24 protein-coding genes are annotated in these 16198 nt (G+C 68.9%); 20 read left to right on the top strand and 4 right to left on the bottom strand.

Going from position 1 to position 16198, the window contains the following annotated elements; all coding sequences use genetic code 11:
• The 3 genes from ABT08_RS03430 to ABT08_RS03420 are packed head-to-tail and all read right to left on the bottom strand — an operon-like array spanning position 1 to position 1618.
• The gene (locus tag ABT08_RS03430) at positions 1 to 750 is read right to left on the bottom strand and encodes a DUF8175 domain-containg protein (protein WP_175988867.1); all 750 of its coding nucleotides are present in this window, start codon (positions 748 to 750) and stop codon (positions 1 to 3) included.
• Between the two features lie 11 nt (positions 751 to 761).
• A complete protein-coding gene (locus ABT08_RS03425; RefSeq protein WP_005053787.1) occupies positions 762 to 1064 on the bottom strand; it encodes a hypothetical protein in 303 nt (100 codons plus the stop codon).
• Positions 1065 to 1075: 11 nt separating this feature from the next.
• Complete coding sequence (locus tag ABT08_RS03420; protein ID WP_217703003.1) at positions 1076 to 1618, bottom strand: DUF6668 family protein; 543 nt, start codon at positions 1616 to 1618, stop codon at positions 1076 to 1078.
• Positions 1619 to 1838: 220 nt separating this feature from the next.
• Between ABT08_RS03420 and ABT08_RS03415 the strand changes: the two genes are divergently transcribed.
• The 18 genes from ABT08_RS03415 (at position 1839) to ABT08_RS03330 (ending at position 15116) form a co-directional block, all read left to right on the top strand.
• The gene (locus ABT08_RS03415) at positions 1839 to 2111 is read left to right on the top strand and encodes a helix-turn-helix domain-containing protein (RefSeq protein WP_071644671.1); all 273 of its coding nucleotides are present in this window, start codon (positions 1839 to 1841) and stop codon (positions 2109 to 2111) included.
• A 1-nt stretch (position 2112) separates the two neighbouring features.
• Positions 2113 to 2652 carry a hypothetical protein gene (locus ABT08_RS03410; protein WP_288113995.1) on the top strand — a complete coding sequence of 180 codons (540 nt, stop codon included), beginning with the start codon at positions 2113 to 2115 and terminating at the stop codon, positions 2650 to 2652.
• Positions 2652 to 3734, top strand: coding sequence for a M23 family metallopeptidase (locus ABT08_RS03405; protein WP_175988871.1), 1083 nt, complete (start codon positions 2652 to 2654; stop codon positions 3732 to 3734). The genes ABT08_RS03410 and ABT08_RS03405 overlap by 1 nt, the downstream gene beginning before the upstream one ends.
• Before the next feature lie 14 nt (positions 3735 to 3748).
• On the top strand, positions 3749 to 5119 hold the full coding sequence (locus ABT08_RS03400) for an AAA family ATPase (RefSeq protein WP_288113994.1): 1371 nt from the start codon (positions 3749 to 3751) through the stop codon (positions 5117 to 5119).
• The gene (locus ABT08_RS03395; protein WP_175988836.1) at positions 5116 to 5991 is read left to right on the top strand and encodes an FHA domain-containing protein; all 876 of its coding nucleotides are present in this window, start codon (positions 5116 to 5118) and stop codon (positions 5989 to 5991) included. Before ABT08_RS03400 ends, ABT08_RS03395 begins: the two co-directional genes overlap by 4 nt.
• Positions 5992 to 6137: 146 nt before the next feature.
• Entirely contained in the window at positions 6138 to 6311 is a 174-nt protein-coding gene (locus ABT08_RS03390; protein WP_282848691.1) for a hypothetical protein, read from the top strand.
• Between the two features lie 222 nt (positions 6312 to 6533).
• On the top strand, positions 6534 to 8567 hold the full coding sequence (locus tag ABT08_RS03385; RefSeq protein WP_288113993.1) for a hypothetical protein: 2034 nt from the start codon (positions 6534 to 6536) through the stop codon (positions 8565 to 8567).
• Between the two features lie 336 nt (positions 8568 to 8903).
• Complete coding sequence (locus tag ABT08_RS03380; protein ID WP_005053810.1) at positions 8904 to 9785, top strand: ArdC-like ssDNA-binding domain-containing protein; 882 nt, start codon at positions 8904 to 8906, stop codon at positions 9783 to 9785.
• A 47-nt stretch (positions 9786 to 9832) separates the two neighbouring features.
• Positions 9833 to 10456: a DUF6349 family protein gene (locus tag ABT08_RS03375; RefSeq protein WP_071643367.1), complete on the top strand. Its 624-nt coding sequence runs from the start codon at positions 9833 to 9835 to the stop codon at positions 10454 to 10456.
• A gap of 27 nt (positions 10457 to 10483) precedes the next feature.
• Positions 10484 to 10795, top strand: coding sequence for a hypothetical protein (locus ABT08_RS03370; RefSeq protein ID WP_005053814.1), 312 nt, complete (start codon positions 10484 to 10486; stop codon positions 10793 to 10795).
• Positions 10796 to 11203: 408 nt separating this feature from the next.
• Positions 11204 to 11452: a glutaredoxin domain-containing protein gene (locus ABT08_RS03365; RefSeq protein WP_005053817.1), complete on the top strand. Its 249-nt coding sequence runs from the start codon at positions 11204 to 11206 to the stop codon at positions 11450 to 11452.
• A 60-nt stretch (positions 11453 to 11512) separates the two neighbouring features.
• On the top strand, positions 11513 to 11929 hold the full coding sequence (locus tag ABT08_RS03360) for a hypothetical protein (RefSeq protein ID WP_288113992.1): 417 nt from the start codon (positions 11513 to 11515) through the stop codon (positions 11927 to 11929).
• 49 nt (positions 11930 to 11978) lie between these two features.
• On the top strand, positions 11979 to 12239 hold the full coding sequence (locus tag ABT08_RS03355) for a hypothetical protein (protein WP_005053822.1): 261 nt from the start codon (positions 11979 to 11981) through the stop codon (positions 12237 to 12239).
• Positions 12240 to 12286: 47 nt separating this feature from the next.
• Positions 12287 to 12670, top strand: coding sequence for a single-stranded DNA-binding protein (locus ABT08_RS03350; RefSeq protein WP_288113991.1), 384 nt, complete (start codon positions 12287 to 12289; stop codon positions 12668 to 12670).
• Between the two features lie 248 nt (positions 12671 to 12918).
• Complete coding sequence (locus ABT08_RS03345) at positions 12919 to 13716, top strand: ParA family protein (RefSeq protein WP_071644694.1); 798 nt, start codon at positions 12919 to 12921, stop codon at positions 13714 to 13716.
• The gene (locus ABT08_RS03340; RefSeq protein ID WP_251204916.1) at positions 13713 to 14117 is read left to right on the top strand and encodes a ParB family protein; all 405 of its coding nucleotides are present in this window, start codon (positions 13713 to 13715) and stop codon (positions 14115 to 14117) included. Before ABT08_RS03345 ends, ABT08_RS03340 begins: the two co-directional genes overlap by 4 nt.
• Entirely contained in the window at positions 14117 to 14647 is a 531-nt protein-coding gene (locus ABT08_RS03335; protein ID WP_251204917.1) for a DUF6611 family protein, read from the top strand. The genes ABT08_RS03340 and ABT08_RS03335 overlap by 1 nt, the downstream gene beginning before the upstream one ends.
• 4 nt (positions 14648 to 14651) lie before the next feature.
• Entirely contained in the window at positions 14652 to 15116 is a 465-nt protein-coding gene (locus tag ABT08_RS03330; RefSeq protein ID WP_251204918.1) for a hypothetical protein, read from the top strand.
• Positions 15117 to 15118: 2 nt separating this feature from the next.
• On the opposite strand, the gene ABT08_RS03325 is transcribed toward ABT08_RS03330, so the two are convergent.
• The gene (locus tag ABT08_RS03325; RefSeq protein ID WP_251204919.1) at positions 15119 to 15397 is read right to left on the bottom strand and encodes a hypothetical protein; all 279 of its coding nucleotides are present in this window, start codon (positions 15395 to 15397) and stop codon (positions 15119 to 15121) included.
• 163 nt (positions 15398 to 15560) lie between these two features.
• Between ABT08_RS03325 and ABT08_RS03320 the strand changes: the two genes are divergently transcribed.
• Positions 15561 to 15842, top strand: coding sequence for a hypothetical protein (locus tag ABT08_RS03320; RefSeq protein WP_147522574.1), 282 nt, complete (start codon positions 15561 to 15563; stop codon positions 15840 to 15842).
• 65 nt (positions 15843 to 15907) lie between these two features.
• Positions 15908 to 16111, top strand: a complete 204-nt coding sequence (locus ABT08_RS03315; RefSeq protein ID WP_288113985.1) for a chemotaxis protein CheY — start codon at positions 15908 to 15910, stop codon at positions 16109 to 16111.
• Positions 16112 to 16198 lie beyond the last annotated feature (87 nt).

The raw sequence follows: 16198 nt of genomic DNA, 5'->3' as shown, positions 1-16198 counted from the left end.
TCATGCCCCCCAGGGGATGTATCCCGACGTGTCGGGGATCGTCGCGAAATCGAACGGCGTAGAGACGTTGGCGTTGATCTTCCAATCGCCGTCCTCCCATACCAGCTCGTAGACGGTTGAAGCTGTGACGGTGGTCCCCTCAGAGGAGCCACGCACAGCGAGGTCGACGCGGGCGTTCTCGCCGTCGTAGGAGAGAACGCGGAAGCCGACCACCTGAAGGCGCACGCCCGACGAGTCGGACGTGGTGCCGACCTGTGACAGCACCGAATCGCGGAACTGCCCCTCACTCAGGGCGTACTCGATCCACGGCTTCACCAGCTCGGAGTCGGCAGGCACCGCGAGAGCGGTCGCGGCCGCGAACAGCGCTCCCTCCGGGGAGTGCTGGAAGCACATCGGGTAGCCCTCTGCGCCTGTGTCGGCAGGACCGTACGTCGTCGACGTCGGGTAGGCCACCGTACGGATGAAGGCCCATTCGGCGGCAGGCGCGGTGGTGACCTTGCCCGACAGCTTCTCGCCTTCCAGGCCACAGACACTAGCGCCGCCCGCAACCCCGGAAGGCTCCGGGGTTGGGGCGGCGCTCGTCGTGGCGCTGGACGACGGATCGGGCGCGGGCGGGCCGGCCTCGTTCCCGCGGTTCAGGTTGAGAACCGTCAAGACGATGGCCGTCACGATGAGCGCGGCCACCACCACCGCCCCGACGATGAAGCCGGGGCGGGTGAAGGGGTTCTGCTGGGTGTCGTCCTCAGCCATGACGGCTCCTCTCAGGCGTTGGCGAGGATGCCGACGAGAGCGGCACCACCGCCGATCACGATCGCTCCGGCCATCGGCCAGAGGATCTTCGGCAGGGCGTCGTGGCCTTCACCACGACGGAAGCTGACGGCGATGAGGATGCCGCCGACGATGATTGCGCCACCGACGACGACGTAGCCGATCCACTTCAACCAGGAGAGGATCGTCGTCACCCCTTCGGTGCCGGGAGGCTGTACCGGGTCGGGGTCGGGGATGACGCCGGCGATGTGAACGGCGGTGTCGGCCGCCGCGTGGAACACGTCGATAACGGACATGTGTCTGCCTTTCAGTTCGTGGTGCCGGCGGCACCGAGGAGTGCGGTCAGTTCGTCGACAAGTCGCTGAACTTCACGCGGAGAAGATGCGAGAGCCGGCGGCTCCCCCACACGCCATGCTTCGACCCACGGCACCGTCCAGGTGCGCGGGACGCCTCCGCTGACGACCTGCAAGAGGTCGCGCAGCGAACGAGGTACACGACCAGGTGCGTCAGCCATGACGACCAGGCCCAAGACTTCAACCGAGGGCACGAGGCCCGCCGCCCACTGACGCATCGCGTCCTGCGCGGCGCGCAGTCCCCGAGCGTCACCGCGTGCGACGAGCACCGTTCGCGCGGGCGTAGGAGAGGGCGTGCGCGGCCAGGCGTGGCCGGCCGCTTGTGACCCCGGCATGAGAGCTGCCAGCGTCGACTCTCCCGAGCCGCCGTGCGCCCCCACCCACCAGAGCGCGGCGGTCGTGCCGCGGTCGTGGATCGGGAGCTGGTCGACGCGATCCGGGGCAGGAATGCCCCGCTGCGGAGCCACAGGACCGAACGCATCGGGCACGGAGGCCACGGGCGCAGCTTGCGTAGGTGGCGGTGTCGTTGGCCGGGAAAGCCACGGGTTGAGCGGTTCGCTCATCTTGCCCCCCTAGGTACAGTGAGATTCACCCTTACAGGGAAACACTAACCCCGAACCCCCCAAAGATGGAAGGATCAACCCGAATGATCCCAAACCTGTACTTATCCTCCCGAATGAGTATGCTGGTCGCGTGGCCCCACCAGGAGGAATCCCGATGAGCAACGACGACGATCGAGACGCGGTCGACCGCCTATTCGACCAGAGCCCGCCGACGCTGGGCGCGACAGAGGTCGCGGAACGGCTCGGGGTGTCAGCGAAGAGCGTCTACGCCTGGCTCAAAGACGGACTGATCCCCGGCTACAAGATCGGCACAACGTGGTTCGTCATCCGTGACGAGCTGAAAGACACCCTGCGGAAGGGTGCCAACAAGAAGCGGGACACCGGCCCCGTCCTCGTCATCCGGCCGGAAATCATCCAAGGAGACTGACATGCGGAAGATCGGGCCGGCACTACTCGTCGTCGTCACCGCGGCGACCCTGACCGCCTGCACTGCCCCGAACGATGCGCCCGCGCCGACCCCCAGCGCCAGCAGCTCCGGCCCGATCTATCCCGACCTCGACCAGTTCACCCCCGCGCCCACGGGCGCGATCGACGCCGACAGCGGAGAGACGCACGGCCCGCGTCCCGTGCCGACGTGGGATGACGAATCGCGCGAGAGCGCCACCACGGCCGCCGTGGCTGTGATGACCGCCTACGCGCGCCCGGATCTTCCGTTCGAACAGTGGTGGGCCGGCTTGCAGCCGCTCCTGGACGGCAAAGCGACCCAGGACTACGCATACATGGACCCGGCGCGCATCGTCGCGACGAGCGTTACCGGTCCCGCCGTCATCACCGACGACACCAGCGCCTACGTCGCGTTCGTCGACGTCCCCACCAACGCCGGCACCTACGGCGTCGTGCTCAGCCGCGCCGACGCTGACTCGCCGTGGCTCGCCTCCCGATTCATCCTCCCCGAGGGCGTGAACTAATGGCCGGCCCCAAGGGCAGCGGCGTCTACGCGATCGCCGCCGTCCCGCTCCTCGTCATGGGGTCGCTGTTCGGCTTGATGCTGATGGGCGACGACGAGTGCGGGCCGACTGCCGGAGGCGGCGGATCGAGCGTCTCGGTCAACCCCGACTCGGTGCCTCAGACCGAAATCGCCGGCTATGGCCACGAGCAGCTTGTGAACGCCGCCAACGTCATGAAGGCCGGCGCCGACCAGGGGTTGAACGTCCGCGATCAGACCATCGGCGTCATGACCGCGATGGGCGAATCCAGCCTCCGAAACATCGACTACGGCGACTGGGAAACCGGCGGCGTCACCAACCCCGACGGCACCCGCACGACCTCGATCGGCCTGTTTCAGCAGCAGGACGGATGGGGCACCCGCGAGGAGCGGCTAGACCCCTACATCTCGTCGACGAAGTTCTTCCAGGCGATGGTCGCGAAGGTTCCCGACCGCGAGTCGCTGGAACCGACCATCGTCGCCCACCGCACGCAGGTCAACGCCGACCCGTACCACTACACCCAGTTCTGGGATGGCGCGGTGCAGATCGTCGAAGGGCTCTCTGGCAAGACCACCGGCCTGAACCCCGGCGACGGCAGCGCCAGCGGCGGCAAGTGCGAGCCCGGCGTTCCCGGCAGCGTCAACGCCCAGGGCTGGGCCTCGCCCGGCGCTGGCCCGATCACCGACCCCTACGGGATGCGCCTGCACCCGATCGACAACGTGTGGCGACTCCACGCCGGCACCGACCTTGCCGGCGGCGGCTGCGATGGCCCGATCTGGGCCGCTCAGTCCGGTGTCGTGACGTTCCGCGGCTTCGACAGCGGCGGAAACGGCGTCATCGCGATCGACCACGGCGGCGGCGTCACCACCCGCTACCTGCACATGTACGACTCCGGGATGCTCGTCCAGGTTGGCGACAAGGTGACCGGCGGTCAGCAGATCGCCCGCGTCGGCAGCAGCGGACAGTCCACCGGATGCCACCTGCACTTCGAGGTGCAGGTGAACGGCGAAAACATCGACCCAGCCCCCTTCATGGCTGAGGTCGGAATCCAGCTCGGACAGTAGATCAGGAGACGACCATGAGCGGCATCGAAGTACCCACGTTCCCCAAGATCGAGGCGCGCACCCACGCGAACGGATCGGGAGAGGTCACGATCAACGGGACGTCATACCCGATCGAGACGACCACTCTCGAGGATGCTCGCGCGGCGATCCTCGCTCGCGTCGCTGAGACGGCCGGGAAGATGCAGCGCCCCGTCCGTGTGACCACGACCGGCCCCGACGGGGAGTGGCCGCTGATCGTCCACCCCGACGGCAGCGTGGAGGCCGACGACAGCCTGCCGGCGAACCCCGCGCCCGTCGAGGAGCCCGAGCCCGAGCCGGAACCGGCACCCGCGCCGATCGACAGCGTGCCCGCTCCCGCGGCCGCGCCGGTCGCTCCCGCGCCGGTCGCTCCCGCCCAGGCAGCCCCGGACGGCAACGCATGGGTGCGTCAGGCCCCGGTGCCAGCCCCCGAGTACCCGAGCCGCCGCGAGGCGCGGCAGTCGTTCCTCACGCAGGAGCAGATCGAGGAGCCAGCGACCCAGGGATGGCGCGGTACCTTGACCCGCTTCGGGATCCGCATGAGCCCCAGCGACTCCGAGCGCGCCGAGCGCTCCGACGTCCTCGCCGTCTCGCAGCACTGGCCTGGCCCCCGCACGATCGCCGTCGTGAACGGCAAGGGCGGTGCGGGCAAGACCCCGACCACCGTCCTCCTCGCGGCCGTGTTCGCCCGCCACGGCGGCGCGGGCGTGCTGACGTGGGACAACAACCAGACCCGCGGCACGCTCGGCTGGCGCACCGAGCAGGGGCCGCACGAGGCGACGTTGCTCGACCTCCTGCCCCAGGTCGACCGCCTCCTCAGCACGGGGGCGCAGTCGGCCGACCTCGCCCACTTCGTGCACCACCAGACCCGCGACCGGTTCGACGTGCTGCGCAGCAAGCCGATGGCCCTCGCCCACGAACAGCGCGTGGAGCCGAGCGACGTCGACGCGATCCACGCCGTGGCCGCGAAGTATTACCGCCTGATCTTCATCGACTCCGGTAACGACGAGTCCGACCCGATGTGGCTGCGCATGATCGACCACACCGACCAGCTCGTGGTCGCCACCACCACCCGCGACGACCACGCCGAGGCCGGCGCGCTCCTCCTCGAAGCTCTCGCAGAGCGCGACGCCGGATCGGCCGAGCTGGCCCGCGACGCCGTGGTGATCGTCAACCAGGCCGACCCCAAGTCGACCCCGGCCGAGCTGGCGCGAGTAGCCGACGGCTACCGCTCGCTCGCCCGTGAAGCCGTCACCGTCCCCCACGACCCCGCAATGGTCGACGGCGTGCTGCGCTTCGGCTCCCTGCGCCCCGACACCCAGCGAGCATGGCTGGCAGCCGGCGCGGCGGTCGCACGCGGGCTGTGAACGCCACACAGCCCGTCCCAGGGCTCCACCGCGTCCCCGAGTGGCCCCGGCTCGCCGCCGAGGTCACAGCCGACGGCACAGGGACGCTCACGGTCAACGGACAACGGCGCGCGTGCGCGGCCGAGTCCGTCGCCGCGCTGCGCACGGGCATGATCGCGCGCGCCGTGGCGATCGCCACGCAGCTACGCCGGCCGATCCGCCTCGACGTCACCGAGGACGGCCGTACCCACGCCCTCGCCGTACGCCCCGAGGGCTACGTGCAGCTCGTCGGCGCCGACGGCACGATCCCGGCCGCTGACGGCCTCAGCATCGACGAGGGCCGATGCCGAATCTGTCGCCGCCTACAGCCGGTGACGTCGACGACGTGCGTGCAGTGCGCCGTCGACGAGCCGCTGCGCGTCGAGGTCGCCCCCCTGGCCGAACCGAACGCCGTTACGCCGCCGCCCGCGGCCGCGCCGATCACGCGCCCGAATCCCATTGAGCTCCGCGCGCTCGACGAGCTGCACGACGTCGAGCAGACCCGCCTTACCCGTCGCGCGACACCGGCCCGCCCAGCGCTGCGCCTGGCCTTCAACACGCAGCGCAGCGTCTCCGCTGGCCCCCGCGTGGTCATCGGCCGCAACCCCGAGCCGATCGCCGGCCACGAACCCCTCAGCATCGCCACACCGGGCCGGATGCTCTCGCGCACACACGCGACGATCGCCGTCGACGACGCCGGTCACATCGTCGTGACCGACCTCGATTCCGCGAACGGCATCGAACTGCAGTCGACCCCGCCGCGGTGGCTCACCCCCGGCCAGCCCACCACGATCCCGGAGGGATCGACGATCCTTCTGGGGGACGTTGAGTGCACCATCGAGCGGGCGCAGTGAACTACACCTGTGGCCGTCGGCGTGTCCTCCCCTTTGTGTTAAGGAAAACCGAGAGACTGGCGCGCATGGGTACTCAGAACGGAAGGCCGAGCAAGGGACGTCGCGACGCCATTCTGGCGAAGCCCCCCGTAGAGTTCGGCGCGATCTTGAAGCAGAACGCAGATGCCGCCGGACTCTCCTATGGCGAGTACCTGGTGATGCTCGCGGCCGACGCACTGGGAATGCCCCAGTACGCACCGCCGCGCCCGCGCGATCGCGCAGCAGAGCTGCCGATCCCCGAGCTGAACACGGCCAAGGAGGCAACCTCGAAAGCCGCATAGAACGAGCGAACCCCCCGCCTCTACGAGACGGGGGGCCGAAGCTAAGTGCCTGATCCTCTGAGTTTGGCGACCTGGTAGATCAAGGCAGTTCCAGAAAAAGCCGGTAAGGAACCGGACCTTCGCTGTACCCAGCGACCGAAGTCGAAAGGTGGTGCCATCATAGCGCGCGCTCCTCAAAAGCGATATCGCGTTTTCAGCGAGTCGTGGGCACTCACCACAGCAGTGAGCCCGCGGCCGCGCGTGCGCGTGGCCGTCGTCGACGCCTATGGCACCGTCCTGAACGACTACCGGGATCGCGCGATCGGCACGGCCGCTCCTGAGCGCCCGTGGGCTGTCTACCTCGCCGGCCCCGACAAGCGATTCCGTCTCCTCGCGTTCGACCTCGACGCCCACGGCGACCCCGCGGCCGCAGCTCGCGACGCCGACGTGCTCGGCGGCCTCCTCCGCGACGTCGGCCTGCCCTACGTCCTCTGCGAGTCCGGGCCGACCGGCGGCCGGCACCTGTGGGTCGGCTTAGGCGAGTCCGTCGACGCTGAAACCGTCGCCACCCTCGCCCGCCTCACCAAGCACCTGTGCCCCACCCTCGACCTGTCGCCGCTCAGCAACGCCGTAACCGGCTGTGTGCGGCCACCAGGAGCGCCCCACCGTGCCGGCGGGCACTCCACGGTCCTCAGCGGCGACCTGGACGCGCTGCGCGCCCCCACGGCCACCGCGGCACAGGTCCGCGCGCTCGTGAGCCTCGTCGCCGGCCTCGTCGACGACACCGAGCCCGCACGGCCCATCGACCCCCGCTCACCGCTCCCTCTCGACTCCCACGGCCGCCTGCACCTGGCCGGCCCACGCCGCCAGCTCCCCGCCAACAGCTCCGCAGCTCTCCGAGAGACACCCATCGACGCCTCAGCGACGCTCTGGCGCGTCCTGATCGGCGCAGCGGCCGCCAGGTGGCGGCACGCCGACGTCGCCGCCCTCGTCGACACCGAGCCCGGCCTAGAGCACGTCCGCAGCCGCGTCACCACCCGCGGCCGCGCAGCTCGCCCCCGAGGCGAGCAGGCCGCCGTGCTCGGCCGACAGTGGAACAAGGCCGTGCGCTACGTCGCCGCGAGTGACCGCCAGATCGGGGACGATCCCACGTTCGACCGCCGCGCCGACGCGATGGCCGCGCACGTCCGCGACGTGCAGCTCCGCGCCGACGCGGCCGCCGGCCGCTGGACCCGCGGAGGCGGCCCCGCCGATCGCCGCATCCTCGACGTGCTGAGCTTCCTCGCCCTGCACGCCCTCAGCGCCTCCGTGGAGGCCGACACCCGCCGCCTGGCCCTGTTGGCCGGGGTCGGCCGCGAGACGGCCAGGACGGCGCTGCTGCGCCTCGCAGAGGACGGATGGATCGCCCAGACCGCGGCCGCCGACGGCCCCCGCGCCGCTCACTGGACGATCGACCCGCAGAGCACTCTCCACAGCAACACGGATCATGCCCGGTCACAAGCGGACCCGCGCCCCCCTGGGGCCGGGGCCGCTGAGAGAACTACGCTCCTCGCAACGCTGCGCACACGAACGACGGATGCCGCACATGACCTGTTCACCGCTACCCGCCCCGCGCTCGGACACCTGGCCGGGAACCTCTACGCACGAATCGATTCCACAGCTCGCACCCTCGACGAACTCTCCCCCACCATCGGCGCCGATCCTCTCCGAACCCGTCGACTCCTCGACCGCCTCACCTACGCCGGCATCGTCGAGCGCAGCCGGGACGGATGGCACCGCGTCGACGCCCACTCCCCCGACGCGGCCGCCGAGCGCGCCGGAGTCGCCGGCCGACTCGACGCCCGCGTAGACCGCTACCGCGTCGAGCGCGAAGCATGGGCCTGGTGGAAGGCCGAGGAAGCGTGGATGCACGCACCCCGTCGACCCGATGCTCGAAGTCGACCGAGCCGCGGTCAACTCTCCCTCGTCCCCGACGACGGCACCCACGCCTACGGCCCGCACCCGCGCCGAGCCGATGGCCGGCTGGACTACGCCGCAGCTCGACGGATCATCATCGAGGAGCGCGAGGGAACGGCCGTGCGCCCCTACGAGCGCGACGCCGACGGAGATCTCCGCTCGAGAACCGTTGTCGACGAGACCCCCGCCGACGTCGACGCCGACGGCGAGTGGATCGACCCCGGCTATTGCTCCCACGGGATGACCGTCGGCGTCCGGTGCCGGTACTGCGACGGGCCAGCCGTGAAGCAGCTCGACACCCCGCAGCGCCGCGTCGCGTAGAGCCGATCCGCTGCGCGGAGGCGAGCCCAGGGGCTCGCTGGTCGAGCCGGCGGTGCCGGCACAGTCAGGGCCTACGGCCCGTTCTTTTGCCGTGAAGCCTTCGGCAGCATACGGTCGTCAACCCTCCACCCAAGCGGCTGCGCCGCCGGCTCCTCCGAGACTTTCGGCACGCGGTCGCTGCGCTCCCTTATTTCGCGCCGAAACTCTCTCCCCCACCGCCCTACGGGTTGAGCTCCGGGCATCCTCCCTAGCGGCGGTAAACCGCCTTCACGGCAAAAAAACGTGGAGGGGATGAGCAGAGAAATAACCCTATTACCGGCACGGAAGGTTCCGAACATGGCACGCAACGTCAAGACCACCAAGACCCCCGAGCAGCGTCGCGCCGAGGCCGAGGAGCTGCAAGCCACGATCGCGGAGCAGGTCGAGGCGCTGCGCGAGTCGGAGGCGTGGGCGCGGTTCCTGGACTTCACGAAGGCATTCCACCGCTACAGCATCAACAACCTGTTGTTGATCTTCGGCCAGTGCCCCGAGGCGTCCCACGTCGCCGGTTACCGGACGTGGCAGAAGCTCAACCGCCAGGTGCGCAAGGGTGAGCGCGGAATCCGTATCTTCGGCGGCCGCGACGTGCGCGAGACGGTCGAGAACCCCAAGACCGGCGAGGACGAGGAGCAGCGCCGAACGCTGTTCTTCCCGGTGTCCGTGTTCGACATGGGACAGACCGACCTCATCGACCCCGAGGCGGGCGACCCGACCGACATCGCGCGGCCGCTGACCGGAGACGACCCCGCGGGCATCTTCGACGCCGTGGCCGACTACCTCACCGGCAAGGGCTGGACCGTCGAGCGCGAGAGCATCCCCGGCGGTGCACACGGCTACACCGACCCCGAGGGCCGTCGCGTCGTGCTCGATTCCGACCTCTCCCCCGCCCAGGCTGCAAAGACCGGACTTCACGAGGCCGCGCACGTCATCCTGCACGCGGACGAAGATCACGCCGAGTACGTCGAGCACCGCGGCACCAAGGAAACCGAGGCCGAGAGCGTCGCCTACGTCGTCGCCGGGATTCTCGGACTCGACACCAGCGCCTACAGCGTCGGATACGTCGCCGGGTGGAGCAACTGCGACGCCGAGACGATCAAGGCCACCGCGGCAAACGTGCTGCGCGCAGCTCACGCCCTGGCCGACGCGCTCACCGAGCAGCCCGAGGCCGTAGCCGCCTGAGCGGCAATAACTCTATTGCCGTCAAGACCGTCAGAGGAGAAGAAACGATGACCGCGGAAACCCTGTTCGACCTGGCCGAGTTCGAGCGCGAGGCCGTCGCCGCCACCGCATGGGACGGCGCGCCCCTGGCCTACACGACCAGCTACTACAGCCCCGCCGAGCTGGATGCAGCATTCGACCGCTACCGCGCCGAGTTCGGCGGCTTCGGATGCATCCCCCGCTCCCACATGTGGCACCGCAACAGCTACAACCAGGGCGAGCGCGCAGCGACCGCCGACGGCCACGAGCTGCACATGTTCTACGCCGACGCCTGGTGCAAAGAGGCCGACCACGACCACAGCGCCGACCCGCTCCCCGGCGGCGGTCGCTATCAGGCCGTGTGCCCCGGCTGCGCCTGGCACGTCATCAGCGAGCGCGAGAACGACGCCGTAGAGGCGTGGCACGACCACGCCCTGCCCGGCTGGCGATCACTCCCGATCATGCCCCGCCCCGCCGCAGCGGCCACCGACGAGAAGAAGGCACGAGCCGCCGCCGCCAAGTGGTGCGCGGCCAACTACCCCGCCGAGTGGCAGCGCCCCGGCTCCCCCGTCCGCACCATCCGAGGGCCGCACGGCGGCCGACACGTCGAATCCCGATCCCCCTTCGGCGGCTACGACCTCGCCGCCGACTGACCACCCCGACCAGACAGGAGAACCCCCGTGCACACCCTCACAGAAACCGACGTCGCCGCCCTCCTCGACGACCTCGCCCGACTCCTCCCCTTCCCCACGACGCTCTACACCGACATGGGCGCGGATAGCTGGGCCCCTCAGCTCTACTTCGGCCCCGTCGACCCGTCATCAGACCTCGCCGCACACCGGGCCGGGATCGACGCCGACACCGTGCGCCCGGTCTGGTGGATCGACCTCGACGGCGGAACGCGAACGATCCTCCTCGACGAGGTATCCCCCGACGACGTGTGGAACGTCGCCGCCCGAATCGTCACGCTCTACACCGAACACCGGCAATAACTCCAATACCGCTACGCGGCCCAACGCAATAGGGTGGGTCGCGTCGGCGGCCTAGTCCGCGTCCCCCAGCGAGACACGCAGCCCCGGCACCCGCTCCCCGCCGCCACGTCGCCCCCCAGACCGCGCGGCGGGGAGCCTCTACAGCGGCCGACGCCGGACGGAGCCGGCGCCGGCTAACGGACGGCCGGACGGAGCCGGCCGACTGCAGGGGCCTGTCGGCCCGTTCTTTTGCCGTGAAGCCTTCGGCAGCGTACGGTCGGCCAACCTGCGCGCTAGTGCTTTCGCGGCATATCCTCCCTCGCTGCGCTCAGTCCGGTATTCCACGGTCACTAGCACTCCGGCCGCCCTCCCTAGCGGCGAATGAATTCGCCTTCACGGCAAAAAAACGAGGGGTGGGAGGATTACCAAATGGAAGCGCTAACCGTCTACACGACCGGCCCGCAGTGTGGGAAGTGCCGCATGACGAAGATGATGCTCGACAGCAAGGGCGTCCCCTACGTCGAGGTGAACATCACCGAGAACCCCGACGCGCGCGAGTACGTCACCGAGGAGCTGGGCTACACCGTGGCCCCCGTTGTCGTCGTCGACGATGACGATCATTGGTGCGACCTCCGACCCGACCACATCGAGCGGGTAGCCGCTCACTTTGCCGCCTGACACCCGTAGTAAATAACTCTATTACCGCTTATACTGGTAATACCTACCCAAGGAGGAACCATGAACGCTCGCAAGCTGACCCCGTATGACCGAGGCACCCGCCTAGAGCCGCAGCTCTGGCCGCTCGGGGATGACCCCGACAGCTACGGCCGGGTCGACTTCGACAACGACGAATCGGCAACCGTGCTGACGGCCTACGTCGAGCGCGAGGGCGACGGCTACGCGATGCACGTCGCGGGGATGGCCGAGCCCCTGAGCCTGGTCGTCGACGGCGGCGGGCGCGTCGTCCCGGTCGACGCCGAGCTGTGCGCAGGCATCGACGAGCTGCTGGACATGGCCCGCCGAGGCCGCGAGGACTTCGAGCACCAGGCGAGCTACGGCGACTACACCGCCGAGGATCGCGCGGCCGCCGATCGCCGTTGGCTGCTGGCCCAGAAGGTGGCCGAGCTGCTGCGCGGAGAAGCCGAAAAGGCTTGACCATAATAGAGTCATTTACTACAATAGAGTTATTACCGAGGAGGACAGCATGACCACTCAGACCATCACCGTTACCCGGCTTGCCGATCTGCGATTCGGTGATCGGATCAAGAGCTGGGACGGCCGCCCCTACAACCCGCCCCGCCGCGTCGTGTCCGAGCTGGGGACGATTACCGCCGGTTCGCCCGTGCAGGGCGTCCGCTTGCAGAACCCCGACCCCACGAGCCCTATCGAGCTGGTGCTGTACCCGTCGCAGATGGACGGCCGCAGATTGGAGGTTGAGCGCGAAGCATTCGACCCGGCAGAATAACACTATTAGCGGCAACACCTGTAATACCGACCGAAGGAGAAGAACCCATGAGCTACATCACCCGCACCGGCAACCTGGCCGCGACGCCCACCCTCCGCGAGGGGGATAACGGCCCGTACACCTACGCCCGCGTCCTTGTCAGCGACCGCATCCGCCAGGAGGACAACAGCTACACCGACGGTCCCACCGTCGCCTACGACGTCGCCGTGAGCGGCAACCAGGCCGTGAACCTCGTCGAGGTCGCGGAGCAGTCGGGCAACGTCCGCGTGACGTTCTCGGGCCGCTACCGCGTCACCGAGTACAAGGGCGAGCAGGGCACCCGCTTGCAGCACGAGGTCCGAGCCGATGAGGTCGCGGTCAGTCTGCGCGGGCAGAGCGTCCGCGTCGTCGGCAAGCCCACCGCCGACCAGGGCGACGACACCCCGTTCTGACCGACTGGGGGAGGGGCGGCCGCAGGGCTGCCCCTCCCCGTCGTGACGTCGAGAGAGAGGCACGCGAGCATGACCAAGACCGAATTCTGCCTGTGGGGCATCGCCGCGATTCTGGGCGTGTGCGCCGCGATCCTGTGGCTCGTGCAGCCGACCACGATCCCCGACGACTTCTGGCTGCGTCACTGAGCATCCCGCATCACCGTCAATAGCTGTATTAGAGTTGTTCCCGTCAACGGAGGTATTTTCTTATGACCGCTCGAATCCTCGCCCTCTGCAACCAGAAGGGCGGCGTCGGCAAGAGCACGACGTTATTCCAGCTCGCCCGCGCCGCGGTGCTCGCTGGTCGCCGCGTGCTGGCCGTCGACAACGACCCGCAGGGCAACCTCACGAGCAACATCACGGCCGAGGAGGTCGACGCCGAGCAGGCGGGCCTGGCCGACGTCCTGAGTACCCGCGCCGACGACACCATGCGCGACGTCATCGTGCCGGGACTGTGGCCCGGCCTCGACGTCGTGCCGACGTCCGGGGCCACGCTCGGGAACGTCCGGGATGAACTCGTCATAGCCGGCGCCGGCCGAGAGGTTCGGCTGCGCGAAGCGCTGGCCCAGGTGATCGAGGACTACGACCTGATCCTGATCGACTCCGCGCCATCCCTCGACCAGCTCACGATCAACGCCCTCACGGCCGCCGACGCGGCCGTGATCGTCACCCACACCAAGAAGTGGAGCCTTGACGGACTCGGGCAGCTCCTCGACACGATCGGCAACGTCCAGCGGTACTACAACCCCGGACTGAGCGTCGCCGGAATCATCGTCAACCAGCACGAAGAACGCACCGTCGGCGGGGCCGCCTGGCTCGACGAGCTCCGCGCGGCCGCCGAGGGCCGCGGGCTGCGCCTGATCGGTCGACCCATCCCCAAGCGCGTCGTGATCGCAGACGCCACCGAGGCCGCGCGCGGCCTCGACGAGTGGGGGAGTGCCGAGGCAACCGCGCTCGGAGCGATCTACGCCGAGCACCTGGCAGCTATCGAAGGAGATCCCTCATGAACCGTCCCACCCCCCGCAAGTCGAGCCTGTCGAGCGCGAGCCCGTTCGATCACCCCACGGCCCCGGAGGCCGCCCAGGAGGCCCCCGCAGTGGCTCCCGCCTCCACTACGCCCGCCCCGGCGGCCAAGAGCGCCACAGAGCCGCTGAGCGCCGCTGAGAAGGGGGAGAAGCCCGGCAAGCCCCCGAAGATCACGATCTACCAGCACCCCGACGACTCCGCCCGGATGCGCGGCGCGATCGTTGCCTACATGCGCCACGTCGGCATGACCAACCTGTCGAAGTTCGCCAACGAGGCAATCATGGAGAAGGTCGAGCGACTGGAAACTCAGTACAACGAGGGGAAGCCGTTCGAGCCCGTCGGCCCGGGCGTGCTCACCGTCGGTCGACCGATGGGGGAGTGATGACCATGACCGCCAGGCGGCCGCTACGGCGTCCTCCGGTATCCGCAGCGCTGACGACCCGCACAGGGATTCAGGCACGCTGGGGATCGGTGAGCGTCACACCGGAGCACATCGCCAGGATGCAGGGTAGCTTGACGGCTGCCATCCACGTCTACCCGCCCGGTATGACCACCACAGCTCGCCGTCTCGTTCACTTGCGACAGCTCGTGAACTCGTGGAGCGGCGTCATCATGGGCACGCTGATCCTCGCCGCCGGTACCGCACTCGGCGGTTGGTGGCCCGGGACCGCGCTCGCACTGGCGCTGCTTGCGATCGGCTACGTCGCCCTCATGCTCGGCACTCGACGGGATGCCGCAAGGGTTCGTATCGTACGCGTTCACGCGCACCGCGGCGGAATGTCTGATACGAGTCTGTTCGAGGTTGTAGGCGCACAGTTGGATGCTCTCGACGGTGCCGATCTTTCGCCCGTCGAGTACGAGGCCGAGTGGTGGCGCATCTACGAAGCTCTCGACCGACCGATAGGGGAGTGATGACATGACGAGGCTGAACTATGCCGCTCGAGAAACTTTGCAGCTCGCAGGGCTGACCTCGCGCCAGTGGGCGCAGCGCCACGGCTATGCCTCCGCGGCCGAGTGGCGCGGCGATGAATGCGGATGCCCGGATGACCGATGCATCGGCTACCACCACGACGCCGAGGAAGAGTGCGGATGCCTCCCGGCCCTCATCAACGAGCTGCGCCGCGATGAGCGCAAGCTGGCCGACGCGCGCCCGGTGTGGGCCGCGCACGTGCGCGCTACCGAGAGCGGAACCCCCGAGGATCGCGCAGCAGCCGAGTTGCTTGTAGCCGCATGGGTCGAGGAGTACGCGGCGGGCGCGACCTGGCACGCGCTCAGCGACTCGCCCCGCGGCATCGTCTACCGCAACCAGTGGAACGACTCGACCTGGCTCCTCTACGACGCCGATCGCGACTCGATCGAGACGGCCGAAGTCACCAGGTAGGGCTACGGCGTCCGCTGCACTGGAGTCACCGCAGACGCCCAGACCCACGCGCGATACTCCGTCTCGCGGATCGAGAACACCACGCCGACGGCATCCGCCGTCCACCGCACCGCTACCGCGTCGACGAGCAGAGGCTTCGGCCCGAACCGCACCCAAGCTCGCACCGGCTTGGGTCGAGGGTCGATCGTCAACGGTTCGGAGTCCAGCCGCAGCTCCTCCGGCGTGAGCGACTGCAACGGGCCAGCACTCACCACCGTCTGTTCCAAGATGCGCTCATTCATCAGACGGTCGTAGTGATCCGCGTATCGCTTATTGCTCCCGATGGCCGACTCCTCCCCGGCCAGGATGAGACTACCGCTATTCGAACATGTGTTCGATGAAACCGCAGGCGCGCACCTAGTCGGGCCTGACCGAATGTCAGAGGATCGAGAGAGGATGGATCACATGAAGGACAAAGCGATCGACGAGCTGCCCCAGGGGCACCCCGCCTGGATTGCTGCCTACGCGGGAGTGGTGATCGGCGGGCTAGTAGTGCTCGGCTGGTTTCTCACTCGCCTGTTCGAGGCCGCCCACCAGGAGGGCCGGTTCCCGTCCCTGTTCGAGCTGCTGACGGTCGAGAACATCTTGATCGGGGCCGGCCTGTTCGCCGTCCCGATGATTGCCGGGCTGATCGTCGTGCAGCTCGTCGCGAGGGGCCGGCGGCGTCGCCACCTGATCGCGCGATAGCGATCCGCCCGCGCCGCGGTGCGGACGTGTCCGATACGCTCCCGGAAGCTCTGGGGGGAGTTTCGATGACTGAGCGGGTGGCCGAACAAGTGCGGCGACTGCTGCACGAGCAGCCGCAGCTTGAAGTCGTGTTCACCGATGCGCTCACCGCCGACAGTTACCTCCACAGTGGGCGCAGCGGCCGCCCAGTGCTGTTCCTGCACACGGCGCACCGCCAGCTCGTTGACGAGCTGCGCGGCCGCGGTGATGACCCCGGCCGACCGCACTAGTCCAATGGGCGGGAGGCGTTGCGCAGCTCGTCGACGACTTCGCGATGCTGTGGGTGTACGAACAGGATGAGGGCCTGGCCGTGCGTG

The organism is Microbacterium sp. SCN 71-21, from assembly GCF_001725695.1.
GTDB lineage: Bacteria > Actinomycetota > Actinomycetes > Actinomycetales > Microbacteriaceae > Microbacterium > Microbacterium ginsengisoli.
This window is presented reverse-complemented; position numbering and strand designations above follow the sequence as displayed.